The sequence below is a fragment of the Acinetobacter sp. UBA6720 genome, from assembly GCF_002454215.1.
Taxonomy (GTDB): Bacteria; Pseudomonadota; Gammaproteobacteria; order Pseudomonadales; family Moraxellaceae; genus Acinetobacter.
This window is the reverse complement of the sequence record NZ_DKIK01000010.1, coordinates 13,077-32,829: the sequence shown is the minus strand read 5'-3', so window position 1 is coordinate 32,829 and position 19,753 is coordinate 13,077. Positions and strand designations below refer to the sequence as shown.

The 19,753-nt window shown below is 41.8% G+C and carries 17 protein-coding genes; 12 read left to right on the top strand and 5 right to left on the bottom strand.

Going from position 1 to position 19,753, the window contains the following annotated elements; all coding sequences use genetic code 11:
* The first annotated feature begins 13 nt into the window (after positions 1-13).
* The 4 genes from B4F08_RS01055 (at position 14) to B4F08_RS01040 (ending at position 4,368) form a co-directional block, all read left to right on the top strand.
* Positions 14-1,771 (top strand): GspE/PulE family protein, encoded by a 1,758-nt coding sequence (locus tag B4F08_RS01055; RefSeq protein WP_086207893.1) that lies wholly within the window; start codon positions 14-16, stop codon positions 1,769-1,771.
* Positions 1,772-1,872: 101 nt separating this feature from the next.
* Positions 1,873-2,235, top strand: a complete 363-nt coding sequence (locus B4F08_RS01050; RefSeq protein WP_086207892.1) for a NirD/YgiW/YdeI family stress tolerance protein — start codon at positions 1,873-1,875, stop codon at positions 2,233-2,235.
* 133 nt (positions 2,236-2,368) lie between these two features.
* Entirely contained in the window at positions 2,369-3,031 is a 663-nt protein-coding gene (locus tag B4F08_RS01045; protein ID WP_119063047.1) for a response regulator transcription factor, read from the top strand.
* Entirely contained in the window at positions 3,031-4,368 is a 1,338-nt protein-coding gene (locus B4F08_RS01040; RefSeq protein ID WP_086207890.1) for a sensor histidine kinase, read from the top strand. Before B4F08_RS01045 ends, B4F08_RS01040 begins: the two co-directional genes overlap by 1 nt.
* A 113-nt stretch (positions 4,369-4,481) precedes the next feature.
* On the opposite strand, the gene hemP is transcribed toward B4F08_RS01040, so the two are convergent.
* Positions 4,482-4,649, bottom strand: a complete 168-nt coding sequence (gene hemP, locus B4F08_RS01035; RefSeq protein ID WP_004696105.1) for a hemin uptake protein HemP — start codon at positions 4,647-4,649, stop codon at positions 4,482-4,484.
* A 150-nt stretch (positions 4,650-4,799) separates the two neighbouring features.
* On the opposite strand from hemP, the gene B4F08_RS01030 reads away from it, so the two are divergent.
* Complete coding sequence (locus tag B4F08_RS01030; protein ID WP_291372540.1) at positions 4,800-5,699, top strand: NUDIX domain-containing protein; 900 nt, start codon at positions 4,800-4,802, stop codon at positions 5,697-5,699.
* Between the two features lie 12 nt (positions 5,700-5,711).
* Here B4F08_RS01030 and B4F08_RS01025 read toward each other — a convergent pair whose 3' ends face one another.
* Both B4F08_RS01025 and mrcB read right to left on the bottom strand, forming a co-directional pair.
* On the bottom strand, positions 5,712-6,257 hold the full coding sequence (locus B4F08_RS01025; RefSeq protein ID WP_086207888.1) for a hypothetical protein: 546 nt from the start codon (positions 6,255-6,257) through the stop codon (positions 5,712-5,714).
* Between the two features lie 21 nt (positions 6,258-6,278).
* Positions 6,279-8,675, bottom strand: a complete 2,397-nt coding sequence (gene mrcB / locus B4F08_RS01020; protein WP_110975392.1) for a penicillin-binding protein 1B — start codon at positions 8,673-8,675, stop codon at positions 6,279-6,281.
* Between the two features lie 152 nt (positions 8,676-8,827).
* On the opposite strand from mrcB, the gene B4F08_RS01015 reads away from it, so the two are divergent.
* A complete protein-coding gene (locus B4F08_RS01015) occupies positions 8,828-9,766 on the top strand; it encodes an NAD(+) kinase (protein ID WP_171264389.1) in 939 nt (312 codons plus the stop codon).
* Between the two features lie 3 nt (positions 9,767-9,769).
* On the top strand, positions 9,770-10,042 hold the full coding sequence (locus B4F08_RS01010) for a YeaC family protein (RefSeq protein WP_086207885.1): 273 nt from the start codon (positions 9,770-9,772) through the stop codon (positions 10,040-10,042).
* 72 nt (positions 10,043-10,114) lie between these two features.
* Here B4F08_RS01010 and B4F08_RS01005 read toward each other — a convergent pair whose 3' ends face one another.
* Positions 10,115-11,113 (bottom strand): glycosyl transferase family protein, encoded by a 999-nt coding sequence (locus tag B4F08_RS01005; RefSeq protein ID WP_086207884.1) that lies wholly within the window; start codon positions 11,111-11,113, stop codon positions 10,115-10,117.
* Positions 11,114-11,521: 408 nt separating this feature from the next.
* On the opposite strand from B4F08_RS01005, the gene B4F08_RS01000 reads away from it, so the two are divergent.
* Complete coding sequence (locus B4F08_RS01000) at positions 11,522-12,865, top strand: dicarboxylate/amino acid:cation symporter (protein ID WP_086207883.1); 1,344 nt, start codon at positions 11,522-11,524, stop codon at positions 12,863-12,865.
* Positions 12,866-13,009: 144 nt separating this feature from the next.
* Positions 13,010-14,152: an acyl-CoA dehydrogenase family protein gene (locus B4F08_RS00995; RefSeq protein WP_291372535.1), complete on the top strand. Its 1,143-nt coding sequence runs from the start codon at positions 13,010-13,012 to the stop codon at positions 14,150-14,152.
* 52 nt (positions 14,153-14,204) lie between these two features.
* On the opposite strand, the gene B4F08_RS00990 is transcribed toward B4F08_RS00995, so the two are convergent.
* Positions 14,205-14,723 (bottom strand): DJ-1/PfpI family protein, encoded by a 519-nt coding sequence (locus tag B4F08_RS00990; protein ID WP_291372533.1) that lies wholly within the window; start codon positions 14,721-14,723, stop codon positions 14,205-14,207.
* Positions 14,724-15,180: 457 nt separating this feature from the next.
* Here B4F08_RS00990 and pheA point away from each other — a divergent pair, with 457 nt between their 5' ends.
* The 3 genes from pheA (at position 15,181) to B4F08_RS00975 (ending at position 19,701) form a co-directional block, all read left to right on the top strand.
* A complete protein-coding gene (gene pheA / locus B4F08_RS00985) occupies positions 15,181-16,290 on the top strand; it encodes a prephenate dehydratase (protein WP_110975388.1) in 1,110 nt (369 codons plus the stop codon).
* A gap of 66 nt (positions 16,291-16,356) precedes the next feature.
* The gene (hisC, locus tag B4F08_RS00980) at positions 16,357-17,448 is read left to right on the top strand and encodes a histidinol-phosphate transaminase (RefSeq protein ID WP_119063043.1); all 1,092 of its coding nucleotides are present in this window, start codon (positions 16,357-16,359) and stop codon (positions 17,446-17,448) included.
* A gap of 3 nt (positions 17,449-17,451) precedes the next feature.
* Positions 17,452-19,701, top strand: coding sequence for a bifunctional prephenate dehydrogenase/3-phosphoshikimate 1-carboxyvinyltransferase (locus B4F08_RS00975; protein ID WP_291372529.1), 2,250 nt, complete (start codon positions 17,452-17,454; stop codon positions 19,699-19,701).
* Positions 19,702-19,753 lie beyond the last annotated feature (52 nt).

The following is a 19,753-nucleotide window of genomic DNA, read 5'->3' as shown; positions in this document are numbered from 1 at the left end:
GGGACGTATAACAATGAATTTTAATTTTGAAATTGATACCACTTGGTGCTTAGATCAACTTTTTAAAGATGGGCGAATTACTGAAAAAGAAAAAAATCTCGTACAAACCTCGCACCGTCAACGGGATCAATTAAAGTGGCACCCTTTACAATGGATTGCCCATTTTAATATGCAGGATCAGTCACACCCTCAGTCCAGACTGACGTTGAACCGATTATGTCAATGGTTAGCCGAAAAAACCCAGTTACCGTTTTATGTGATTGATCCACTCAAGGCTGATGTTCAAGCCTTGACTTCGGTGATGTCCCAAGAGTTTGCCTTCCGCAATAAAATCTTGGCCGTAGAGGTTCAACCCAATCAAGTGTTGATTGCGACAGATCAACCCTATATGAAGGATTGGGTAGCGAATTTGGAGCATAATGTCGCACCGAAAAAAATCCAGCGCGTATTGCTCAGCCCAGAACAATTACAACGTTATATGGTGGAGTATTATCAGGTGAGTCGCGCTGTGAGTAATTCACAGAAGTCTGGAATTTATGATCGTGAAAATAAAGGCGTTGAAGCCCTGTTACAATTAGGTGATAGTCAAAATCCTGATGCCAATGATCAACACATTGTTAAATTAGTTGATTGGGTTTTACAGTTTGCTTTTGAACAAAGTGCCAGTGATATTCACCTAGAACCTCGTAAGGACAATGGTAAAGTACGCTTCCGCATTGATGGTGTGTTACATACGATTTATAACATGCCTGCCAATACTTTAACGGCGGTCATTTCGCGAATTAAAATTTTAGGTCGAATGAACGTTGCAGAAAAACGTAAGCCACAAGATGGTCGTTTAAAAACACGTACACCCAAAGGACAAGAAACAGAACTACGTCTTTCAACCTTGCCAACGGCCTTTGGTGAAAAGTTGGTTATGCGTATTTTTGACCCAGAAGTTTTGGTACGTAGCTTTCAGCAGTTGGGTTTTGATGGGCATTTGCTCAGTGATTGGAAGGCACTGACTTCACATAGTCATGGCATTATTTTGGTGACAGGACCAACAGGCTCAGGTAAAACCACCACGCTTTATTCTTCATTGAAACAGTTGGCAACAGAACAGGTGAATGTCTGTACCATTGAAGACCCAATTGAAATGTTAGAACCAAGCTTTAACCAAATGCAGGTCAACACAGGTATTGACTTAGGTTTTGCTGATGGTGTTCGTGCACTCATGCGCCAAGATCCCGACATTATTATGGTGGGGGAGATTCGTGACCATGATACGGCCAATATGGCAATTCAAGCTGCACTTACAGGGCATTTGGTACTTTCAACCCTACATACCAATGATGCGCCTTCTAGTCTAACCCGTTTACACGATTTGGGCATACAACCATTTTTAACTGCAGCCACCATTTTGGGTGTATTGGCACAACGTTTGGTACGGCGCCTATGTCCACACTGTAAAGTGGAAAAACAAATCAATAGCCAAGAGTGGGAGCACCTGACTTTTGATTATATTATGGAGATGCCTGAAAAAGTCTTTACCGCAGTAGGCTGTGAAGAGTGTCGTCAAACGGGCTACAAAGGGCGAGTTGGTATTTATGAGTTTATGCCTATTAGCATAGAGGCTAAACAATTAATTGGTGCAAATGGTGATTTGACTGCACTGCGTCAGCAGGCCAAAAAAGAAGGCATTGAGCCTTTGCGGATTGCAGGGGCACGAAAAGTGTTAGAGGGAGTCACCACGCTAGAAGAAGTGTTGCGTGTCGTACCTCTCAACTAAGCGTTTAATGTTTTACTTGAAGCTTTCTTAAGATTCAGCTCATCTAATTTTGGTTTAATAACTTCATCAAATAGATCAACAATTAAATAGAGGTACTGGATATGAATATGATGATGAAAGCGTTATTGGTTGCTGGTGTGATTGGTTCGACAACTGTGGCAGTAGCAAATACAGCGGTGAACCAAGCGGCTGTAGCTGCTTCAACGCCAACTACGGTTAAGCATGCATTAACTTTAAAAGATGACAGCCATGTTCAGTTAAAAGGTTATGTGGTCAAAGCAATTGGTGATGAAAAATATGAATTTCGTGACCAAACAGGTTCAATCACTGTCGATATTGATGATGAATTATGGGGTGGCAAAGCGATTTCGGCTAAAACACCTGTCACTATTATCGGTGAAGTGGATATTGACTATAAACCAACAAAACGCGTTGAAATTGATGTAGATCAAGTGAAATTCTAAACACTCTAGTCCAACCTTAATTGGACTTTCTTAAAAAACCACATGGCTTAGATTTGATCTTAGCCCTGTGGTTTTTGTATTTTTCATCATTTCACGGCATGATTTAAACAACAGGGATAAGGCAGGTTCAGCAGTGCGGATATTGTTAGCAGAAGATGATGCCTCTCAAGCTGAAAGTATTAAAACTTGGCTTGAAATGGATGGTTATAGTGTGGATTGGGTGGAGCGGGGCGATCATGCCATTTTAGCGATTGAACAGCATCAGTATGACTGTGTGCTTTTAGACCGTGGATTGCCACATGCCACAGGTGATGACATTTTGCTGAAAGTCCGTGGCAAGAACCTCTCGACGCCTGTGATTTTTCTCACTGCGCGTGACAGCATTCGAGATCGGGTCGAAGGGCTAGATTTGGGCGCCAACGACTATTTGGTTAAACCCTTTAGTTTGGAGGAATTATCTGCTCGTATTCGCCTACAACTGAGACAGCAACAAAATAGCAGTTCGCATATATTGAGTTATGCCAATATTCAACTCGATCCACAAGCCAAAAGCGTAACTCAAAATGGTCAATCCGTGAATTTGACCGCCAAAGAGTTTCAAATTTTGCATAAATTGATGCTCAAGCCTGAACATGTGGTGACACGTGAGCAGTTAGAAGAAAGCCTATATGCGTGGGGAGATGAAATCGAAAGCAATGCCATCGAGGTTTTTATTTATCAACTGCGAAAAAAACTCGGTAGCCACTGTATTAAAACCATCCGTGGTTTGGGTTATAGAATGAATCAGGACACATAATGGCTCAACCAGTTTCATTACAACGTCAGCTCGTTAAAAGTTCGCTCCTCAGTTCGATACTGGCGGGGCTTTTGGCCTTGCTGATGTTTATTGGAGTGTCGGTTTATCAGACCATGTCTATGCAAGATGAGATCATGGATGAAATGGCCGATATGTTGTTGGCAGATGACTTAACTGTCAGCAATGGTCAGGCCTTGGCTGAGCTCAGTGATGAGTTTGATATTCGCTATCGACTCGATAATGCACAACAGCTTTTAACTGCCTCAGAAGATGTGCCAGAAAAAATAACCGTGGATCATTTGAGTTTGGTTTCAGATGCACCTTATGGCTTTTACTGGTCAGAGCAGAAACTTTGGCGTATTTATAGTGCGCAGGATGAGCATGGATTGCAGGTACAAGTCACTCAGTTGATGTCGGATCGTTTTCAAGCCTTTGGGCACACCATCTTGATTTTTAGTGGGGTATTGCTTTTAGTCTGGTGCGTACAATGGCTATTGATGCACTTTGCGATTCGACGCAAGTTTCGGACGATCCACCAAGTTTCAGAGCAAATTTCAAATAAATCGGTAAATGATTTAGCGCCTATTTCTATGCCAGAACCTGAACTGATTGAACTACAACCGATGTTATCTCAGTTGAATGCTCTATTGGCTCGTTTAGATCAGGCCTTAGTGGCAGAGCAACGCTTTACCGCAGATGCCTCGCATGAGCTACGTTCTCCATTGTCTGCGATACAAATGCGGCTTCAGGTACTCAAACGTAAGTTTCCTGAGCTAGAGCAGGAGTTTAAGCCAATTCAGCAAGATGTGAGCCGTGGGGTACAAGTTCTCGATAATTTACTTTTATTGGCACGGTTAGATCCAGAGCAAAGTCAAAGTTTAGCCAAAAGCAAATTTGATTTTAGTCTGTTAATACAAGATGTAGTCAAAGCCTTACAGCCTTTTGCAGAATCAAAACAGATTGAGGTTCAGATGGTACTTGCAAAAGAGGTCTATGTATTTGCCAATGAACAGCTTTTATTCAGTGCACTACGGAATGTACTTGATAATGCGATTCGTTATAGTCCTGAGCAGGCAAAAGTTTTTGTGACGCTGACGATTGAAAGACAGCAGCTTAGACTGAGTATTGAAAATAGCGGATATGGTGTAGATGTGACAGTTATCCAACGTTTGGGTGAACGCTTCTATCGGGCTTTAGGTACAAAAACACAAGGCTCAGGCTTAGGTCTATCCATCTGTCAAAAAATTGTCGATTTACACGCAGGGCAGTTGTTATTTAGCCCATCTGACTTAGGCGGTTTAAGCGTTGAATTGATGCTGGATGTTGTTAAGGTTTAGAGCATGCTTTTTTAGCGATAAAATTAAAATGAATATTTTAAATCAATTAAAAAGCAGTACGCGCTGACATACTGCTTGTTTCCACGATTATTGTTATTGAATTTTTATAATTCTTATTTGGTTAGAATGAGTCGATTATTGCGTGTGAGTCGTAGACGGTACTCTTCTCCTGCGTGCATAATGCGAATTTCACGGCCTAGGGCAAATAAGTTGTTCGAGTGTAGCATTGGTAGTGAATGGGCTGTTTCGTTACGAGTAAATAAGCTAAATGGTGCGTTCATTCTGGCGACTCCGTGGTGTATATTGAACGTTTTAAATGATAATCATTATCGAATGGGGCTGTCAACATTTTCTCGCTGAAAATATAAAAAACTTCTATAGCGTTACATATGGTCACTTAACACACTACACATCTGAAATGGAATCTGATTATGTCAAAACCTCTGGTTCAAGTTGCTATAGCTATTCTTTTACATCAAGGCAAAGTATTGGTGGGATGGCGTCAGGCTGAGCAACATCAAGGTAATAAGCACGAATTTCCAGGTGGGAAAGTTGAGTCAGGTGAAACCACAGAACACGCATGTCGCCGTGAGGTTTTAGAAGAAGTTGGAATTGATATTACAGATTGGCATGCCTTTGACAGTATTCAGTTTGAATATGAGGACGTCATTGTGCATTTACATTTGTTTCATGGCATTGTCTTAGATCATCAGCTTTCAGACATTCGTGTGCCTTGGGCATGGTTTAAACGTGCCGAGTTACAGGATTTAAACTTTCCTAAAGCCAATCAGGCCATTTTAAAGCGACTGTATGCTCCGCAGGTGATTAAGATTTCTGAGCAAATTACGCTGTTAAAGACTTTAGCTGAACAGCAAATGTTGTATTGGAGAGTGCCTGTAAGCCCTGAGCATCTTTTGAATATAGCTGAACTGAGTGTGGAACAGTTGTCGCGAGTCATTGTGAATGTAAGCTTGTGGAAAGAGCTGAACCCTTTACAGCAGCAAGCGATTGCGGCTATACACTTGAAACAATCTCAACTGATGCAACTTCGTAAAGGCGATTTAAAAGTTGGTCAACGTTATATTGCGGCTTGTCATGACACAGAAAGTGCAGAACATGCGCAGAATATTGGCTGTGATGCCATTTTACTTAGCCCTGTACTTGAAACTTTAAGCCATCCGAATAGTGACACTTTGGGCTGGGAGCAGTTTAGTCTGATTGCTCAAAAGATTCACATCCCAATTTTTGCCCTAGGTGGCTTACAGTTAGCTGATTTAGCCAAAGCACAAAGTTATGGTGCTTATGGTATAGCAGGCCAGCGCTCTATTTAATGGAGCGTACTTTTAAGACAGGCTTTTGATTGCAGTCTGGGCTTGTTGAATGGTTTTTTGGTTTTTCTGCATTTGACCAGCTTTTAAGATAATGCTCCAAAGTTGCTTTTTCATGGCATTACTTTGCGCATAACTCAGGCCTCGACGCGCGAGTGATTCTGCATTTGCAGGTTGTTTTTGTTGATTGGCAATTAGCGCCAAATACAGGAAGGTTTCACTTGACTGTGGGGCGATACGTTGCGCCTGCATAGCAAAACCTTGAGCTTGGTTCCACTGACCTTGGCGGTAAGCGGTTTGTGTTTTTTGCATCAAGTTTTTGAATGCAGGGAGTTGTCGACCATCATCAAACTGCTGTTTGGTCTTTTGTTCAGGAATCACAATTTTTTGACGTTGAATTTCTTCGCGGTCATAAGGGTGAATCGTTACACCTGATGGTGTTTGCTGCTCTTTGTTCGGCTCAGCTTTCTCTGGCATTTTTTTATCAGTTTGCTGTGGGAGGCTTTGACAGCCTGCCACAGTTATGACGATTGCTAAGATACTTAAACGTTTAAACCACATCAAAATTTAAATCCGTCCTATTTATTCAGGTTGGTAGCTACCGCTTGAAATGACCTGCGTGTCATTTTCTAGGTTGCGTTGCATATTTGATTCACTTTCACGAATATAGTTGTCTATGCTGTCGCCTTGTTCAGGTGTAGCTTGGTTACCATCTGTTTCAGGATTGTAAGTGGGTTCAACTTGATAATGAGGCAAGCCACATGCAGTTGCCTTTCGGGGAATGGTGTTACGAAGTAGAGGAATATACATTGCGCCCTCACAACCTTGGGCTGCAAGATAGCCTGAACTACTGTCAATCCAGTGCCATTGAACATCATCGGGTTGGCGTAAATTGACAGGCTTTTGACGCAGTTGACTCATTACATTGGTCCACACAGGTAAAGCACCTGAAGAACCTGTTAAGCCTGTTTGTTTGTTGTCATCCAGTCCTAACCATACTACAGAAACATAGTTGCCTGAGTAACCTGCAAACCATGAATCACGGGTGTCATTGGTGGTGCCAGATTTTCCTGCAAGCTTGAGCGACGTCGGAAGAGTATTGTACGCAGAGCGTCCCGTGCCCGAAGTCATCACTTGTTGGAGTCCATAGTTCAGGACGTAGGCAGAAGAAGGGTCAATAGTTTGTTGGACGTTTAGACCATAACGGGTCAGTAGGCGACCATTTTGATCGACAACGGTACGAATCGCTTTGGTTGGGTATTTAAAGCCCCCTGTTGCAAAATTACCATAAATGCCAAGTACCTCCATTGGAGACATGTCTACCGCACCCAAGAAAATAGATGGATAACTTGGGATGTTGCTAGTCACACCGAAACGTTTTAAGTGATTGCTAAATGTTGATAAACCAAACTCTTGACCTAAACGTACGGATGATAAGTTATAAGAATGAGACAAAGCTTGTACCATCGGCACAACCCCATGTTCGCCACCACTATAGTTTTTTGGTGTCCATGACTGACCATTTGACTGAATGCTGATACTACTGTCTTCAACAGGACTAGCCCAGTTATAGCGACCTGACTGAATTGCACTGAGATAAATTACAGGCTTGAGCAGTGAGCCAACTTGACGTTTGGCATCTAATGCGCGGTTAAACCCAGTAAAATCTTGTGTTGATCCTACTGCTGCGACTAATTCACCATTTTCAGGATGCGCAACCAATACAGCACCTTGTAACTCTTTTAAACGATTTGACCCACGACTCAAACGATTAACTGTTGCTTTAAACGAGTCTTGAATTTTGGTCTGGGCAATCGGATCGAGTGTTGTAAAAATACGTAGACCTTGATTAGTTAAATCACCTTCTTGGTATTCGGTACGCAACTGACGACGTACAATATCTAAGAAATCTGGGAAGCGTGATGGGCCGAGAGTTGGTTTGGCAATCACATTTAAAGGGCGAGCCGTTTCAGTTTCATACTGTTCTTGAGTCAAATAGCCCATGACCAACATGTTGTTTAAAACGATATCACGACGTTTTTTAGCCGCTTCTGGATTACGCCAAGGGTTATATAAGGTTGGACCTTGTACCAAACCAACCAAATACGCTTGTTGTGCAATATTTAGTTCGCGTAAAGGCATGCCGAAGTAGAACTGTGAAGCCAAGCCATAGCCATTAATTGAATAATTACCATTTTGACCGAGATTTACTTCGTTGAGATACGCTTCTAAAATTTCATCTTTGTTGTAGTGAAGTTCAACCAATAAAGCCATAAATGCTTCATTTACTTTACGCTTAATGGTTTTTTCAGGAGTGAGATAGAAGTTCTTCACCAACTGTTGGGTCAGCGTTGAACCACCCTGACGTTTTCCACCTGTGACATTACTCACAATCGCACGTGCAGTACCACGGATTGAAATACCGTGGTGGCTATAAAAATTACGGTCTTCCGTTGCGATTAAGGCTTCAATTAATGGTTTAGGGACTTTATCGAGTTTAATCAGTACACGGTCTTCGTTATGCTGTGGATAGATCCCACCTATGAGCATCGGCTCTAAGCGTGCAATCCCTGTAGAGGAAGGTTTAGTGGCACTTACTTCAGAGACTTGTTCATCAGCAAAGGTGACTTTAAGCACTTGCTCAGGTTCGACACTATCTCCAAAATCAAAGCCACGTGTATGCACATATAACTCATTGCCAGAACTGACATAATTGCCTGATTTGGTATAGTTTTCAGAGGACTTATAGCCCAAAAGTTTGAGCTCTTGGGTAAAGTCAGCCTGACTAATCGGTGCGTTGGTATACACTTCAAGCGGACGTGCGAATACTTTCGCAGGGATATCCCAACGCTTTCCTTCAAACTTGTCACGAACAACCGAATCTAGTCTTATTAAATAAATACTAAAGACCAAAAAAGCTGCAATGACTAAGATGCAGAAGATCAGTGCAATTATACCGATGCCACGTTCTGACTTCATAAATACTGATAAGATCCTTATAAATTGTGCTAATCATGCGAAGCTTTTCGCTAATTTGCAATAATTAAACTGTGAACAAATTGAAATATAGAGATAAATATTTGTATAGAAGCAGTCACTTTAGTTTTGAATCAATTTAAATAAATAATGCTATGATAGGCGGGAATCTTAGCGGAGCGATGTTGCTGGTGCAAATTTCACATAAAACATTTCGAAACATAGGCTTAATTGGGCGTCCAGATAAGTCTTCAGTCGTCGAAACCTTATGTCTTATTCATGATCATCTTCTCAGTTTAGGGTTACATCCTGTTTTCGATGCGGAAACAGCTGAACTCGTTCCTTATAAAAATACACAAACAGTCAGTCGAGCACTTCTGGGTGAAGTGGTCGATTTGGTGATTGTGGTGGGTGGAGATGGTTCACTTCTTCATGCCGCACGAGCTTTGGTGAAATACAATACCCCTGTAATTGGGGTAAACCGAGGTCGCTTGGGCTTTTTAACGGACATTAAGCCAACAGAAGTGATTTTTAAGCTCGATCAAGTCTTAAAAGGTGAATTTCAACTGGACCGCCGTTTCCTGTTGGAAATGGAAATTCGCTCAAAAGGTGAAACCATTTATGATGCGATTGCCCTAAACGATGTGGTGTTGCACTCAGGTAAATCGGTACATATGATTGACTTTGAGCTCAATATTGATGGCCAATATGTTTATCGTCAACATAGCGATGGTTTGATTGTATCGACTCCAACAGGTTCAACAGCTTATTCGCTGTCTGGTGGTGGACCCATTGTACATCCGAGTATGGATGCGATCGCTTTAGTTCCAATGCATCCCCACACTTTGTCTTCACGCCCAATTGTGGTGGGTGGACACAGTGAAATTAAGATTTTCATTCGTGAAAACCGTGTATTACCGATGGTTAGTGCCGATGGTCAGCACAGCGTATCTTTAAATGTCGGTGACAGTTTACATATTCGTAAACATCCCTTTAAACTGAATTTATTACATCCGCCGGGTTATGACTTTTATATGTCATGCCGAACCAAACTCGGCTGGAATCAAGATTTTGACTCTTTTCAGCAGGATTAAATCATGAATATTGAACAAATGTTAGCTGTGCTCAATCCTGAAATTGTTGAGCGTTTAAGAACAGCGGTTGAAATTGGTAAATGGCCAAATGGGGTTGCGTTAACCAAAGAACAGCGTGAAATTTCGATGCAAGCGGTCTATGCGTGGGAAATGAAACATTTACCTGAGGATGAGCGCAGTGGTTATATCGACCGTGGCACGAAAGAAGACGGTGAAGAGTGTGATGATGATCATCACCATCAGCATGACGATTTCCAGCCTATCAAATTTATTTAAGTTCTTTTAAAGATAAAAAGCTAAGCCCAGTGCTTAGCTTTTTACTTTAACGTTTATGAGTATCGAACGTGCTTAGTGGAGACGGTTTTGCCATAAACGTTTTGCCTGTTGCATCGCTTCTTCATATTGCTCGCAGATTCCCATGGTATATAGTGCAATGCCAATGGTTTCAGTCACTGCCATTTCACCATATTCGTGCTGTTTTTCACCCAGCCAAACTGCTTTAAACTCGGCCAAATCCAGTTCTTCTTCGATTGGGCTGCGGTTGTTGGTGAGCTTTGGTAGTTCATGTTCGTAAAGTTCACCATTTTTAATACCACAGATTAACGTTTTAGCATCAGGGTTACGTTCAAACTCGCCACCTTCGCCTTTAATGACAGCACTATTTTGATAACCCAGTTTAAATGCTGCTTGTTGATGCGAACCACGATAGGCTGGATGGAAAATAGCTTGCAAAGTCGCTTTGGCATTAAACGGATTGATCAAGCGTGCAAGGGTATGAATAGGTGAACGAAGCCCCATCACATTTCGCAGGGAAATCAGCTCACTTAGAATCGGGGAAATGGCATGTAAAGGTAAATAAGCAAAATTATGTGTTGCTAATTCCTGTTCCACATCTGCTTGGTTTTGGCAAATATTAAAATCGAGATACTCTAATACTTGTTCGGTATAAATACGGTTAATGGTATGACCTGATGCACCATGCATCACAACCTTATAACCCGCTTTGGCTAAAGTCAGCGCTGCCAAAAGAAACCATGGATAGTGCTTACGTTTACCCGCATAAGAAGACCAGTCTAAATCGACATCGAGAGCAGTAAATGGTAGTTGATCACGAGTGGCTTGAACAAAACCTGCCAGTTCATCTACAGACTCCTCCTTCACACGGAGTAACATCAGAAATGCGCCAAGCTGCACATCTAAGACTTGGTTTTTCAAAATCATGTCAAAGGCTTGATAGGCCTCTTCATAACTGAGAGAACGTGCACCGTTTTTCCCTTTGCCAATAATGCGAACAAACTGGGCAAAAGGGTGCTCAGTATCTTTATAAATATTTCTTTTGTTGTTCATGAACAAACCAACGTAAGTGACGGCTATGGTGTGCTATTTTAGATGAACGATCAAAAAAAATAGCACTTTTAATTTTAAATAATTTTTCATCATTAGACTAAAGTATGAGTCATATTGTTTAGATTTTATACATTATTTTTAAAATGAGTTTACTTTGCTTAAAGAATGTTAGGTAAAATTTACTCAATTGTTGTGACTTGCTAGTTTTTAAGTTTCTCCCATTATAGTAGATGTGAATGAACTGTGAATTTCATCACATAGCTAATGTTTGTACAGCATGATTTTTACCCGGTGTTTGGGCGCGGTCCAAACTGTGGGCTTTTTTGTGTTTATCAGAAAGCCTGCTGCCTATAAGGATATGTAGGTATACCGATTTTTTCAGTTTTTTGATTTACAGAAGTATTAGTTATGACTAAGAAACCAATCTATAAGTCACTATATTTTCAAGTTATTGTCGCGATTATTGCGGGTATCTTGGTAGGGCATTTTTTCCCTAGCGGTACGCAAGTTATCAATGGCGTTGAAGAATATGTACCCGGCTGGGGCGAGCTTTTTTATCCTCTAGGTCAAGGCTTTATTAAACTGATCAAGATGATTATTGCGCCAGTGATTTTCTGTACCGTGGTGAGTGGTATCGCGGGTATGGAAAGCATGAAGTCTGTGGGTAAAACAGGCGGTGTTGCGTTACTTTATTTTGAAATTGTATCGACGATTGCATTATTGATCGGTTTACTGGTCATTAACATCTGGAAACCAGGTGTAGGCATGAATGTTGACCCTTCAACACTAGATACTTCTGGTATCTCGAAATTTGTTGAATCGGGACAGCAGCAAACAACTGTCGACTTCTTTATGCACATCATTCCAAACACTGTGGTTGGCGCATTTGCTGAAGGTGAAATCCTACAAGTATTGCTGTTTGCACTCATGTTTGGTTTTGCATTACATAAGTTGGGTGACGCAGGTAAACCAGTTCTTAAGTTTATTGATCAAATTTCGCATGTGTTCTTTAACATTGTAAACATGATCATGAAGCTTGCACCAATTGGTGCGTTTGGTGCAATGGCATATACCATTGGTAAATATGGTATTGGCAGCTTGGCGCAACTTGCTCAGTTGATCATCTGCTTCTACATTACCTGTTTGCTTTTCATTTTCTTGGTTCTAGGCACAATTTCACGTCTTTGTGGCTTCAGTATTTTGAAAATGATTCGCATGATTCGCGAAGAATTATTGATTGTACTGGGTACGTCATCTTCAGAATCGGTTTTACCGCGTATGTTGAAAAAGCTTGAAATTGCGGGTTGTGAAAAGTCAGTGGTTGGTTTGGTTATTCCAACAGGTTATTCATTTAACTTAGACGGTACCTCAATCTACTTAACGATGGCAGCGATCTTTATTGCTCAAGCGACCAATACTCAGCTCGATCTGATGCACCAAGTAACTTTATTGGGTGTGTTATTGATTTCATCGAAAGGTGCTGCGGGTGTCACAGGTTCGGGCTTTATTGTAATGGCTGCGACTTTATCAGCTGTTGGTCATATTCCAGTGGCGGGTCTTGCTCTCATTTTAGGTATTGACCGTTTCATGTCTGAAGCACGTGCCTTAACCAACTTGGTGGGTAACTCATTGGCAACGATTGTTGTTGCGAAATGGGTGGGTCAGTTAGACCAAGAAAAACTACATTTTGCACTAGCAAACCCAGATGAAGTAGACCGCCAAATGGCTGTTGAAGAAAATGCTCACGCATAATTTCAGTTCATCTTAAAAAGGAAGCCATTCGGCTTCCTTTTTTTATGTGCATAAAAAAATGGCCTGATGCGGTCATGACAGTTGCATTAAAAATGGCTAGCATGTGAGCTGAATAATAAAACAACATCAACATAAGGAAAAAACATGCTGAATTACGATGCAGACTTAGAGCTATTTCGCGATAATTTTCGTCGCTTTATGAATGAACACATTGCACCGCATTATGAACAATGGGAACGAGAAGGCTTAATGCCGCGTTCGGTATGGAACGCATTGGGTGAAAATGGGTTCTTATGTGTCGATGTTCCAGAGGAATACGGCGGTTATGGCGTTCCAACGCATTATTCGCTGATGTTGGTTGAGGAGTCGGCACGAGCAGGTTTTAGTGCTTTATCGACAGGTATTTCTTGTCACTCCGAAATTGCAGCACCGTATATTTTGCATATTGGAACTGAAGCACAGAAGCAGTACTGGTTACCGCAAATGGTGTCAGGTGAAGTGGTCGGTGCAATAGGGATGACGGAGCCGGGTGCGGGTTCAGACTTACAAGCCATGCGAAGTAATGCGATTTTGCAAGGGGAGCATTATATTTTAAATGGTTCTAAAACCTTTATTTCAAATGGGCAGCATGCTGACCTTGTGGTATTGGCGGTAAAAACTGATCCGCAAGCTCGTGCAAAGGGTGTTTCACTGATGTTGGTCGATACACATTTAGAAGGTTTTAAAAAAGGGACCAATCTCGATAAAATTGGCCTGCATTCGCAAGACACTTCTGAGTTGTTTTATGATAATGTAAAAGTTCCGAAAGATCAATTGTTGGGACAAGCAGGTCAAGGTTTTGCTTATTTGATGCAAGAGCTACCACGTGAGCGTACAGCAATTGCAGCAACCGCTGTAGGTGCAATTCGCGGTTCGATTGATGTCACTATTCAATACGTCAAAGAGCGTCAAGCCTTTGGTCAACATATTTCTCAGTTCCAAAATACACGTTTTGTTTTGGCTCAAGCCAAGATTGATGAACAAGCCACAGCAGCTTTTTACAATCAAAACGTGGAGCTTTATATGCAAGGCAAGTTGGATGTAGAAACCGCAGCAGCACTGAAAAGCTTTTCAACGGATATGCAAATGAAGGTGGCAGATAATTTATTACAGCTCTTTGGAGGCTATGGCTATATGAGTGAATATCCAATTTCACGTTTCTTTGTCGATGCGCGTATTCAACGCATCTATGGTGGAACCAATGAAATTATGAAAGAAATTGTCGCACGTAGTTTGTTGGGACGTTAATAGTTACTGAGCGAGAAACCGATCGGTTGGCTAAAGAGCTTGCATTGGTTCTTTAGCGACTGAGTACGAGTAGGCTTTCTCTAATAAAAGCAGGTAAGTCGTGCTGCGTTTGTGATGAAATGTACAAGTTATTGTCATTGACTACCCCTGTATTATATAGCACCGCGCCTGCATCTTCTAAGTCCTGATGAAGGTGGTGGATGCACGTCATACGTCGGCCTTTTACGACTCCTGCATGCATCAAAACTTTTGGGGCATCGGCACTGCATAAAATGGGCTTTTGCGTGTTTGCAAATTGCCTGACAAATAGAACATAGCGTTCATCTTGACACAGGTTGTCAGGTGAGAAACCGCCAGGGATGAGTAAGGCATCAAATTCATGCACTGAGGCATCATCTATACTTTGGTCGATGGTCACAAAGGCTTTACGCTTTTTACCATAAATAATTTTGCCTGCCTGACTTTCAAGATTAATAATACTATGCCGAGCTGCCCGAAATGCTTCAACAGGTTCAGCATATTCGGCATCCTCAAAGTCATAGGTGACTAAGACCGCAATTTTCTTGTGCATGACAGTACCTACAGTTCATTATTGTTTTGTTTTATTGAGACTATAGAGCAATCTGTCGTGCTGCATACTCTCTTTGTTATGAATACGTCAACTTAAGTAAAGCATATTTTAAAACAAACTCTAACGCACTGAAATACAGATAAATGGTGATTTTTGCCTAGATGTAGCAAAAATTTTCTAAACCAAGTTTAAGTGTTAAAAACATTAGACTTAGATAAAAATTCAATAATCAGGTGAGGTGTGTTTTTAAGGGTGTTCTGCATAATATGTGCAAGGTCAATACAGATTCCTCAGTGATTTTATTGATGTCGATTATTTAGGCAGTTTATTGATTAACTTGATGATTAAATCAACTGTATGTTTTTAGCACTGAAACATGCAAAGTCTTATTGCGCAAGATTTCAAAGCTAACTATTGTTATACTGTTTGCACAATGTATATGAAGGGCGACATAACAATGATCCAAGACGATCAAAACACAACGACTTCTCTTGACCTCAATCAAATCCGTCAGGATATCGACTCTGTTGATCAGCAGATTCAACAACTTATTAACCGTCGAGCAAAACTGGCGGAAGCTGTTGCAAAAGCAAAATTTGCTTCTGAAGAGAATCCAATGTTTTACCGTCCAGAACGTGAGGCGCAAGTTTTACGTAATGTTATGGAGCGTAATGAAGGTCCTTTGTCTGATGTGACTATGGCGCGTCTGTTCCGCGAAATTATGTCTGCGTGTTTAGCGCTTGAAGCGCCACAAAGTATTGCATTTTTGGGACCTGTCGGCACCTATACACATTCTGCGGTTTTAAAGCATTTTGGTCATGATGCTGTGGTTCGTCCTCTACCTACCATTGATGAAGTTTTCCGTGAAGTGGAAGCGGGCAGTGCACATTATGGTTTGGTACCTGTAGAGAATTCATCTGAAGGTGTGGTTAACCATACATTAGATTGTTTTAAATCGTCTCACTTAAATGTGATTGGTGAAGTTGAATTGCGTATTCATCATCAGTTCCTTGTGTCTGAAAACACCCGCAAAGACAGTATTAAACAAATTTATGCACATCAGCAAACTTTAGCACAGTGCCGTGCATGGTTAGATGCACACTATCCAGGTGTTGAGCGTGTAGCTTTGAGTTCAAATGCAGAAGCGGCGCGTCGTATTCGTACAGAATGGCATTCGGCTGCAATTGCGTCTGAGGTGGCTGCAACCATTTATGATCTTGAAATTTTGCACAGCAATATTGAAGATAATCCAGAAAATACAACGCGCTTTTTAGTGATTGGCCGTGAAAAAGTGCCACAAAGTGGCAATGATAAAACTTCGCTTTTGATTTCAGCACACGATCGTGCAGGTGCATTGCTTGAAATTTTAGCACCTTTTGCAAAGCATAATATTAGCTTGACCAGCATTGAAACCCGTCCTGCGCTGCCTGAAAAATGGGCTTATGTCTTCTTTATTGATTTAGAAGGGCATGTGGAACAAGACAATGTTAAAGCGGCGATTGAAGAGATTCGTCCACTAGTAAAAGAAGTTCGAGTATTGGGTTCATATCCGATAGCAGTATTGTAATCTCCAAGGTGGTTGGGTTTGTAAAGAACTCAACCCTATAACCACTTGTAAGAATGGAAAGGTCACATGTCGTTTGCTCCAGCCAATGAAGGTATTTCAAAGTTAAAACCATATCAACCAGGTAAACCTATTAGCGAATTAGAGCGTGAATTGGGGATTACCGATATTGTTAAACTTGCCTCAAATGAAAACCCTTTGGGTTGTTCTGACAAAGTAAAAGAAGCAGTTGCTGCTGAATTGGCGCAAATTGGACGATATCCAGATGGTGGCGGTTTTATCTTAAAAGATGAAATCCATACTCAGTTTGGTGTGGCGCATAATTGCATTACCCTTGGTAATGGTTCAAACGATTTGCTTGAAATATTTGCGCGCGCTTTTGTTTCTGATAAAGACTCAGTCGTGTTTAGTCAACATGCATTTGCGGTCTATGCTTTGCTCACTCAAGCCATTAATGCTGAAGCAATAGAAGTGCCTGCTCAAGGTTTTTCGCATGATCTTGAGGCGATGGCAGCGGCCATTAAAAGCAATACCAAATTAGTATTTATTGCAAACCCGAATAACCCAACAGGGACTTGGTTTGAAGAAGCTGAATTTGATCGCTTCATGCAAAAAGTACCGAGCCATGTGATCGTGGTTTTAGATGAAGCCTATGTGGAATATTTCCCAGAGAACTTCAACAGTTTAAAATTTTTAGCCCAGTACCCAAACTTGATTGTCAGCCGTACCATGTCGAAGTGTTTTGGTTTGGCAGCCTTACGTGTTGGCTTTGCTTTAGCATCAGCAGAAGTAACAGATTTCTTAAATCGTATTCGTCAACCGTTTAACGTCAACCATTTAGCTATGGTGGCTGCTGTTGCGGCACTGAAAGATAAAGATTTTATTGAGAAATCACGTGTGGTCAATAAAGCTGGCATGGCGCAATTGGAAGCAGGGTTTAAAGCTTTAGGATTAAGTTTTGTGCCTTCACGCGCTAACTTTATTTTGGTGGACATACAAGCCGACCCAACACAGACTTTTAATGCGTTGTTAAAAGAAGGTGTGATTGTTCGCCCAGTAGGAATTGCGCATCATCTGCGTGTGTCCATTGGTACTGAAGCTGAAAATTCGAAATTTTTAACAGCTTTGGCTAAAGTACTTGGTTTAGAGGCGAACATTTAAATTATGTCTGTGCCACTGTTTGAAAAAGTTGCATTTATTGGACTAGGACTGATTGGTTCGAGTCTTGCACGGGTCATGATTGCTGAGGGTTTAGCAAAGCAAATTGTGGCATCAACACGCTCTGAGAGAACCCTACAGGATGCCAAAGCATTAGGCTTAATCCAACAAGGCTATAGTGACCCTGTAGAGGCAGTTCAAGGTGCGGATTTGGTGGTTTTAGCCTTGCCTGTTCGTGCAACCCAAAAAGTGCTGGAAACCATTAAACCGTATTTGCAAGAACATACGATTATTACCGATGTGGGGAGTACTAAAGGTAATGTAGTCGATGCAGCCAAAGCCGTGTATGGTGAAGCATTGCCCGCTGGCTTTGTACCAGGGCATCCTATTGCGGGTGCAGAACATACGGGTGTGCATGCAGGTAAGGTTGATTTATTTGCAAATCATAAAGTGATTTTGACGCCGCTACCGACCAGTGCTGATTGGGCGGTCGAAAAACTGATTCAACTGTGGCAAGCTGCGAAAGCAGAAGTAATTTGTATGGATGTGGCCAAGCATGATGAAGTCTTGGCGCATACCAGTCATCTTCCACATTTAATGGCCTTTAACTTAGTTGAACAGCTGGCAAACCGTGAAGATAATTTAGATATTTTTCGCTATGCTGCGGGGGGGTTCCGTGATTTTTCTCGAATTGCGGCAAGTGATCCGCAAATGTGGCATGACATCTTCTTTGCCAATAAAAAAGCCATTTTAAATGCCGTAGATGGTTTTGAGAACCAACTGGCAACGATTCGTAAACTCATTGAAGATGAAGATTCACATGCTTTAATGGGCTTACTTGGACATGCGCAAGCAGCACGCCAGCATTTTAACCATATGCTCGCTCAAAAACCTTTCATGGAGAACAATAAAGTGACGACACAGCAATTCACCATATTACCGGGTAAAAAAAGTTTCCAAGGTAAGTTTAGCGTGCCAGGTGATAAATCTGTGTCACACCGTTCAATCATGTTTGGTGCAATTGCGGAAGGAACGACGCATGTGACAGGCTTCTTGGAAGGTGAAGATGCGTTAGCGACTTTACAAGCCTTCCGTGATATGGGCGTGAGCATTGAAGGTCCTAAAAATGGTGAAGTGACGATTCATGGTGTGGGCGTAAATGGCCTTAAAGCGCCAGCAAGTGCGCTTTACATGGGTAACTCAGGGACGTCGATGCGTCTGCTTTCAGGCATGCTCTCTGCACAGAAATTTGACTCTGTAATGACGGGTGATGCATCACTGTCGAAGCGTCCAATGGAACGTATTGCTAAACCGTTACGTGAAATGGGTGCTCAGATTCAAACCACAGGTGAACGTGGCACACCTCCTGTTTCTATTACTGGAAATCAAGCTTTACAAGGCATTCACTATGATTTGCCGATGGCATCTGCGCAGGTGAAATCTGGGATTTTATTGGCAGGTTTATGGGCGGCAGGTGAAACATCGGTCACAGAACCAGAACCTACACGTGATCATACTGAACGTATGTTGCGTGCATTTGGTTATGATGTGAAAACAGAAGGTAACCGCATTTCACTGCAAGGTGGTGGTAAGCTTGTTGCTACAGAGATTCAAGTGCCATCAGATATTTCATCGGCTGCTTTCTTTATGGTGGGTGCTGCGATTACCGAAGGTTCAGATGTCACTTTAGAGGCAGTAGGCATTAACCCAACCCGTACAGGTGTGATCGAGATTTTGAAGCAAATGGGTGCGGACATTACGGTTGAAAATGAACGTATTGCAGGCGGTGAGCCGATTGCAGACATTCGTATTCAAGGTACACGTACACTCAAAGGCATCCATATGCCTGAAGATCAAGTGCCACTGGCAATTGATGAATTTCCTGCATTGTTTATTGCGGCTGCCTGTGCAGAAGGGCAAACCGTACTAACGGGTGCTGCTGAACTCAGAGTAAAAGAGTCAGACCGTATTCAAGTGATGGCAGATGGCTTAAAAACTATGGGCATTGATTGTACACCGACTGACGACGGCATCATCATTGAAGGTAAAGGTCGATCAGGTGAGTGGGGTGCTATTTTCACTGGTGGTGAAATTGCATCACATCACGACCACCGTATTGCAATGAGCTTCTCAATGGCAGGCTTACGGACCTCTGGTGAAATTAAAATTGTAGGTACTGAAACGGTTGCAACCAGTTTCCCTACCTTTACGCAATTGAGCAATCAAGCCGGTTTAGCGATTCAAGTCACTGAATAAGACCAAAGCTTAACGACTTTGTTGAATTACAGCCAAGCTTTTGCTTGGCTGT

Coding starts and splice junctions, on each gene's coding strand:
- B4F08_RS01055 (WP_086207893.1), top strand. CDS start 14: ATGAATTTTAATTTTGAAATTGATACCACTTGGTGCTTAGATCAACTT.
- B4F08_RS01050 (WP_086207892.1), top strand. CDS start 1,873: ATGAATATGATGATGAAAGCGTTATTGGTTGCTGGTGTGATTGGTTCG.
- B4F08_RS01040 (WP_086207890.1), top strand. CDS start 3,031: ATGGCTCAACCAGTTTCATTACAACGTCAGCTCGTTAAAAGTTCGCTC.
- hemP (WP_004696105.1), bottom strand. CDS start 4,649: ATGAACGCACCATTTAGCTTATTTACTCGTAACGAAACAGCCCATTCA.
- B4F08_RS01030 (WP_291372540.1), top strand. CDS start 4,800: ATGTCAAAACCTCTGGTTCAAGTTGCTATAGCTATTCTTTTACATCAA.
- B4F08_RS01025 (WP_086207888.1), bottom strand. CDS start 6,257: ATGTGGTTTAAACGTTTAAGTATCTTAGCAATCGTCATAACTGTGGCA.
- mrcB (WP_110975392.1), bottom strand. CDS start 8,675: ATGAAGTCAGAACGTGGCATCGGTATAATTGCACTGATCTTCTGCATC.
- B4F08_RS01015 (WP_171264389.1), top strand. CDS start 8,828: ATGATAGGCGGGAATCTTAGCGGAGCGATGTTGCTGGTGCAAATTTCA.
- B4F08_RS01010 (WP_086207885.1), top strand. CDS start 9,770: ATGAATATTGAACAAATGTTAGCTGTGCTCAATCCTGAAATTGTTGAG.
- B4F08_RS01005 (WP_086207884.1), bottom strand. CDS start 11,113: ATGAACAACAAAAGAAATATTTATAAAGATACTGAGCACCCTTTTGCC.
- B4F08_RS01000 (WP_086207883.1), top strand. CDS start 11,522: ATGACTAAGAAACCAATCTATAAGTCACTATATTTTCAAGTTATTGTC.
- B4F08_RS00995 (WP_291372535.1), top strand. CDS start 13,010: ATGCTGAATTACGATGCAGACTTAGAGCTATTTCGCGATAATTTTCGT.
- B4F08_RS00990 (WP_291372533.1), bottom strand. CDS start 14,723: ATGCACAAGAAAATTGCGGTCTTAGTCACCTATGACTTTGAGGATGCC.
- pheA (WP_110975388.1), top strand. CDS start 15,181: ATGATCCAAGACGATCAAAACACAACGACTTCTCTTGACCTCAATCAA.
- hisC (WP_119063043.1), top strand. CDS start 16,357: ATGTCGTTTGCTCCAGCCAATGAAGGTATTTCAAAGTTAAAACCATAT.
- B4F08_RS00975 (WP_291372529.1), top strand. CDS start 17,452: ATGTCTGTGCCACTGTTTGAAAAAGTTGCATTTATTGGACTAGGACTG.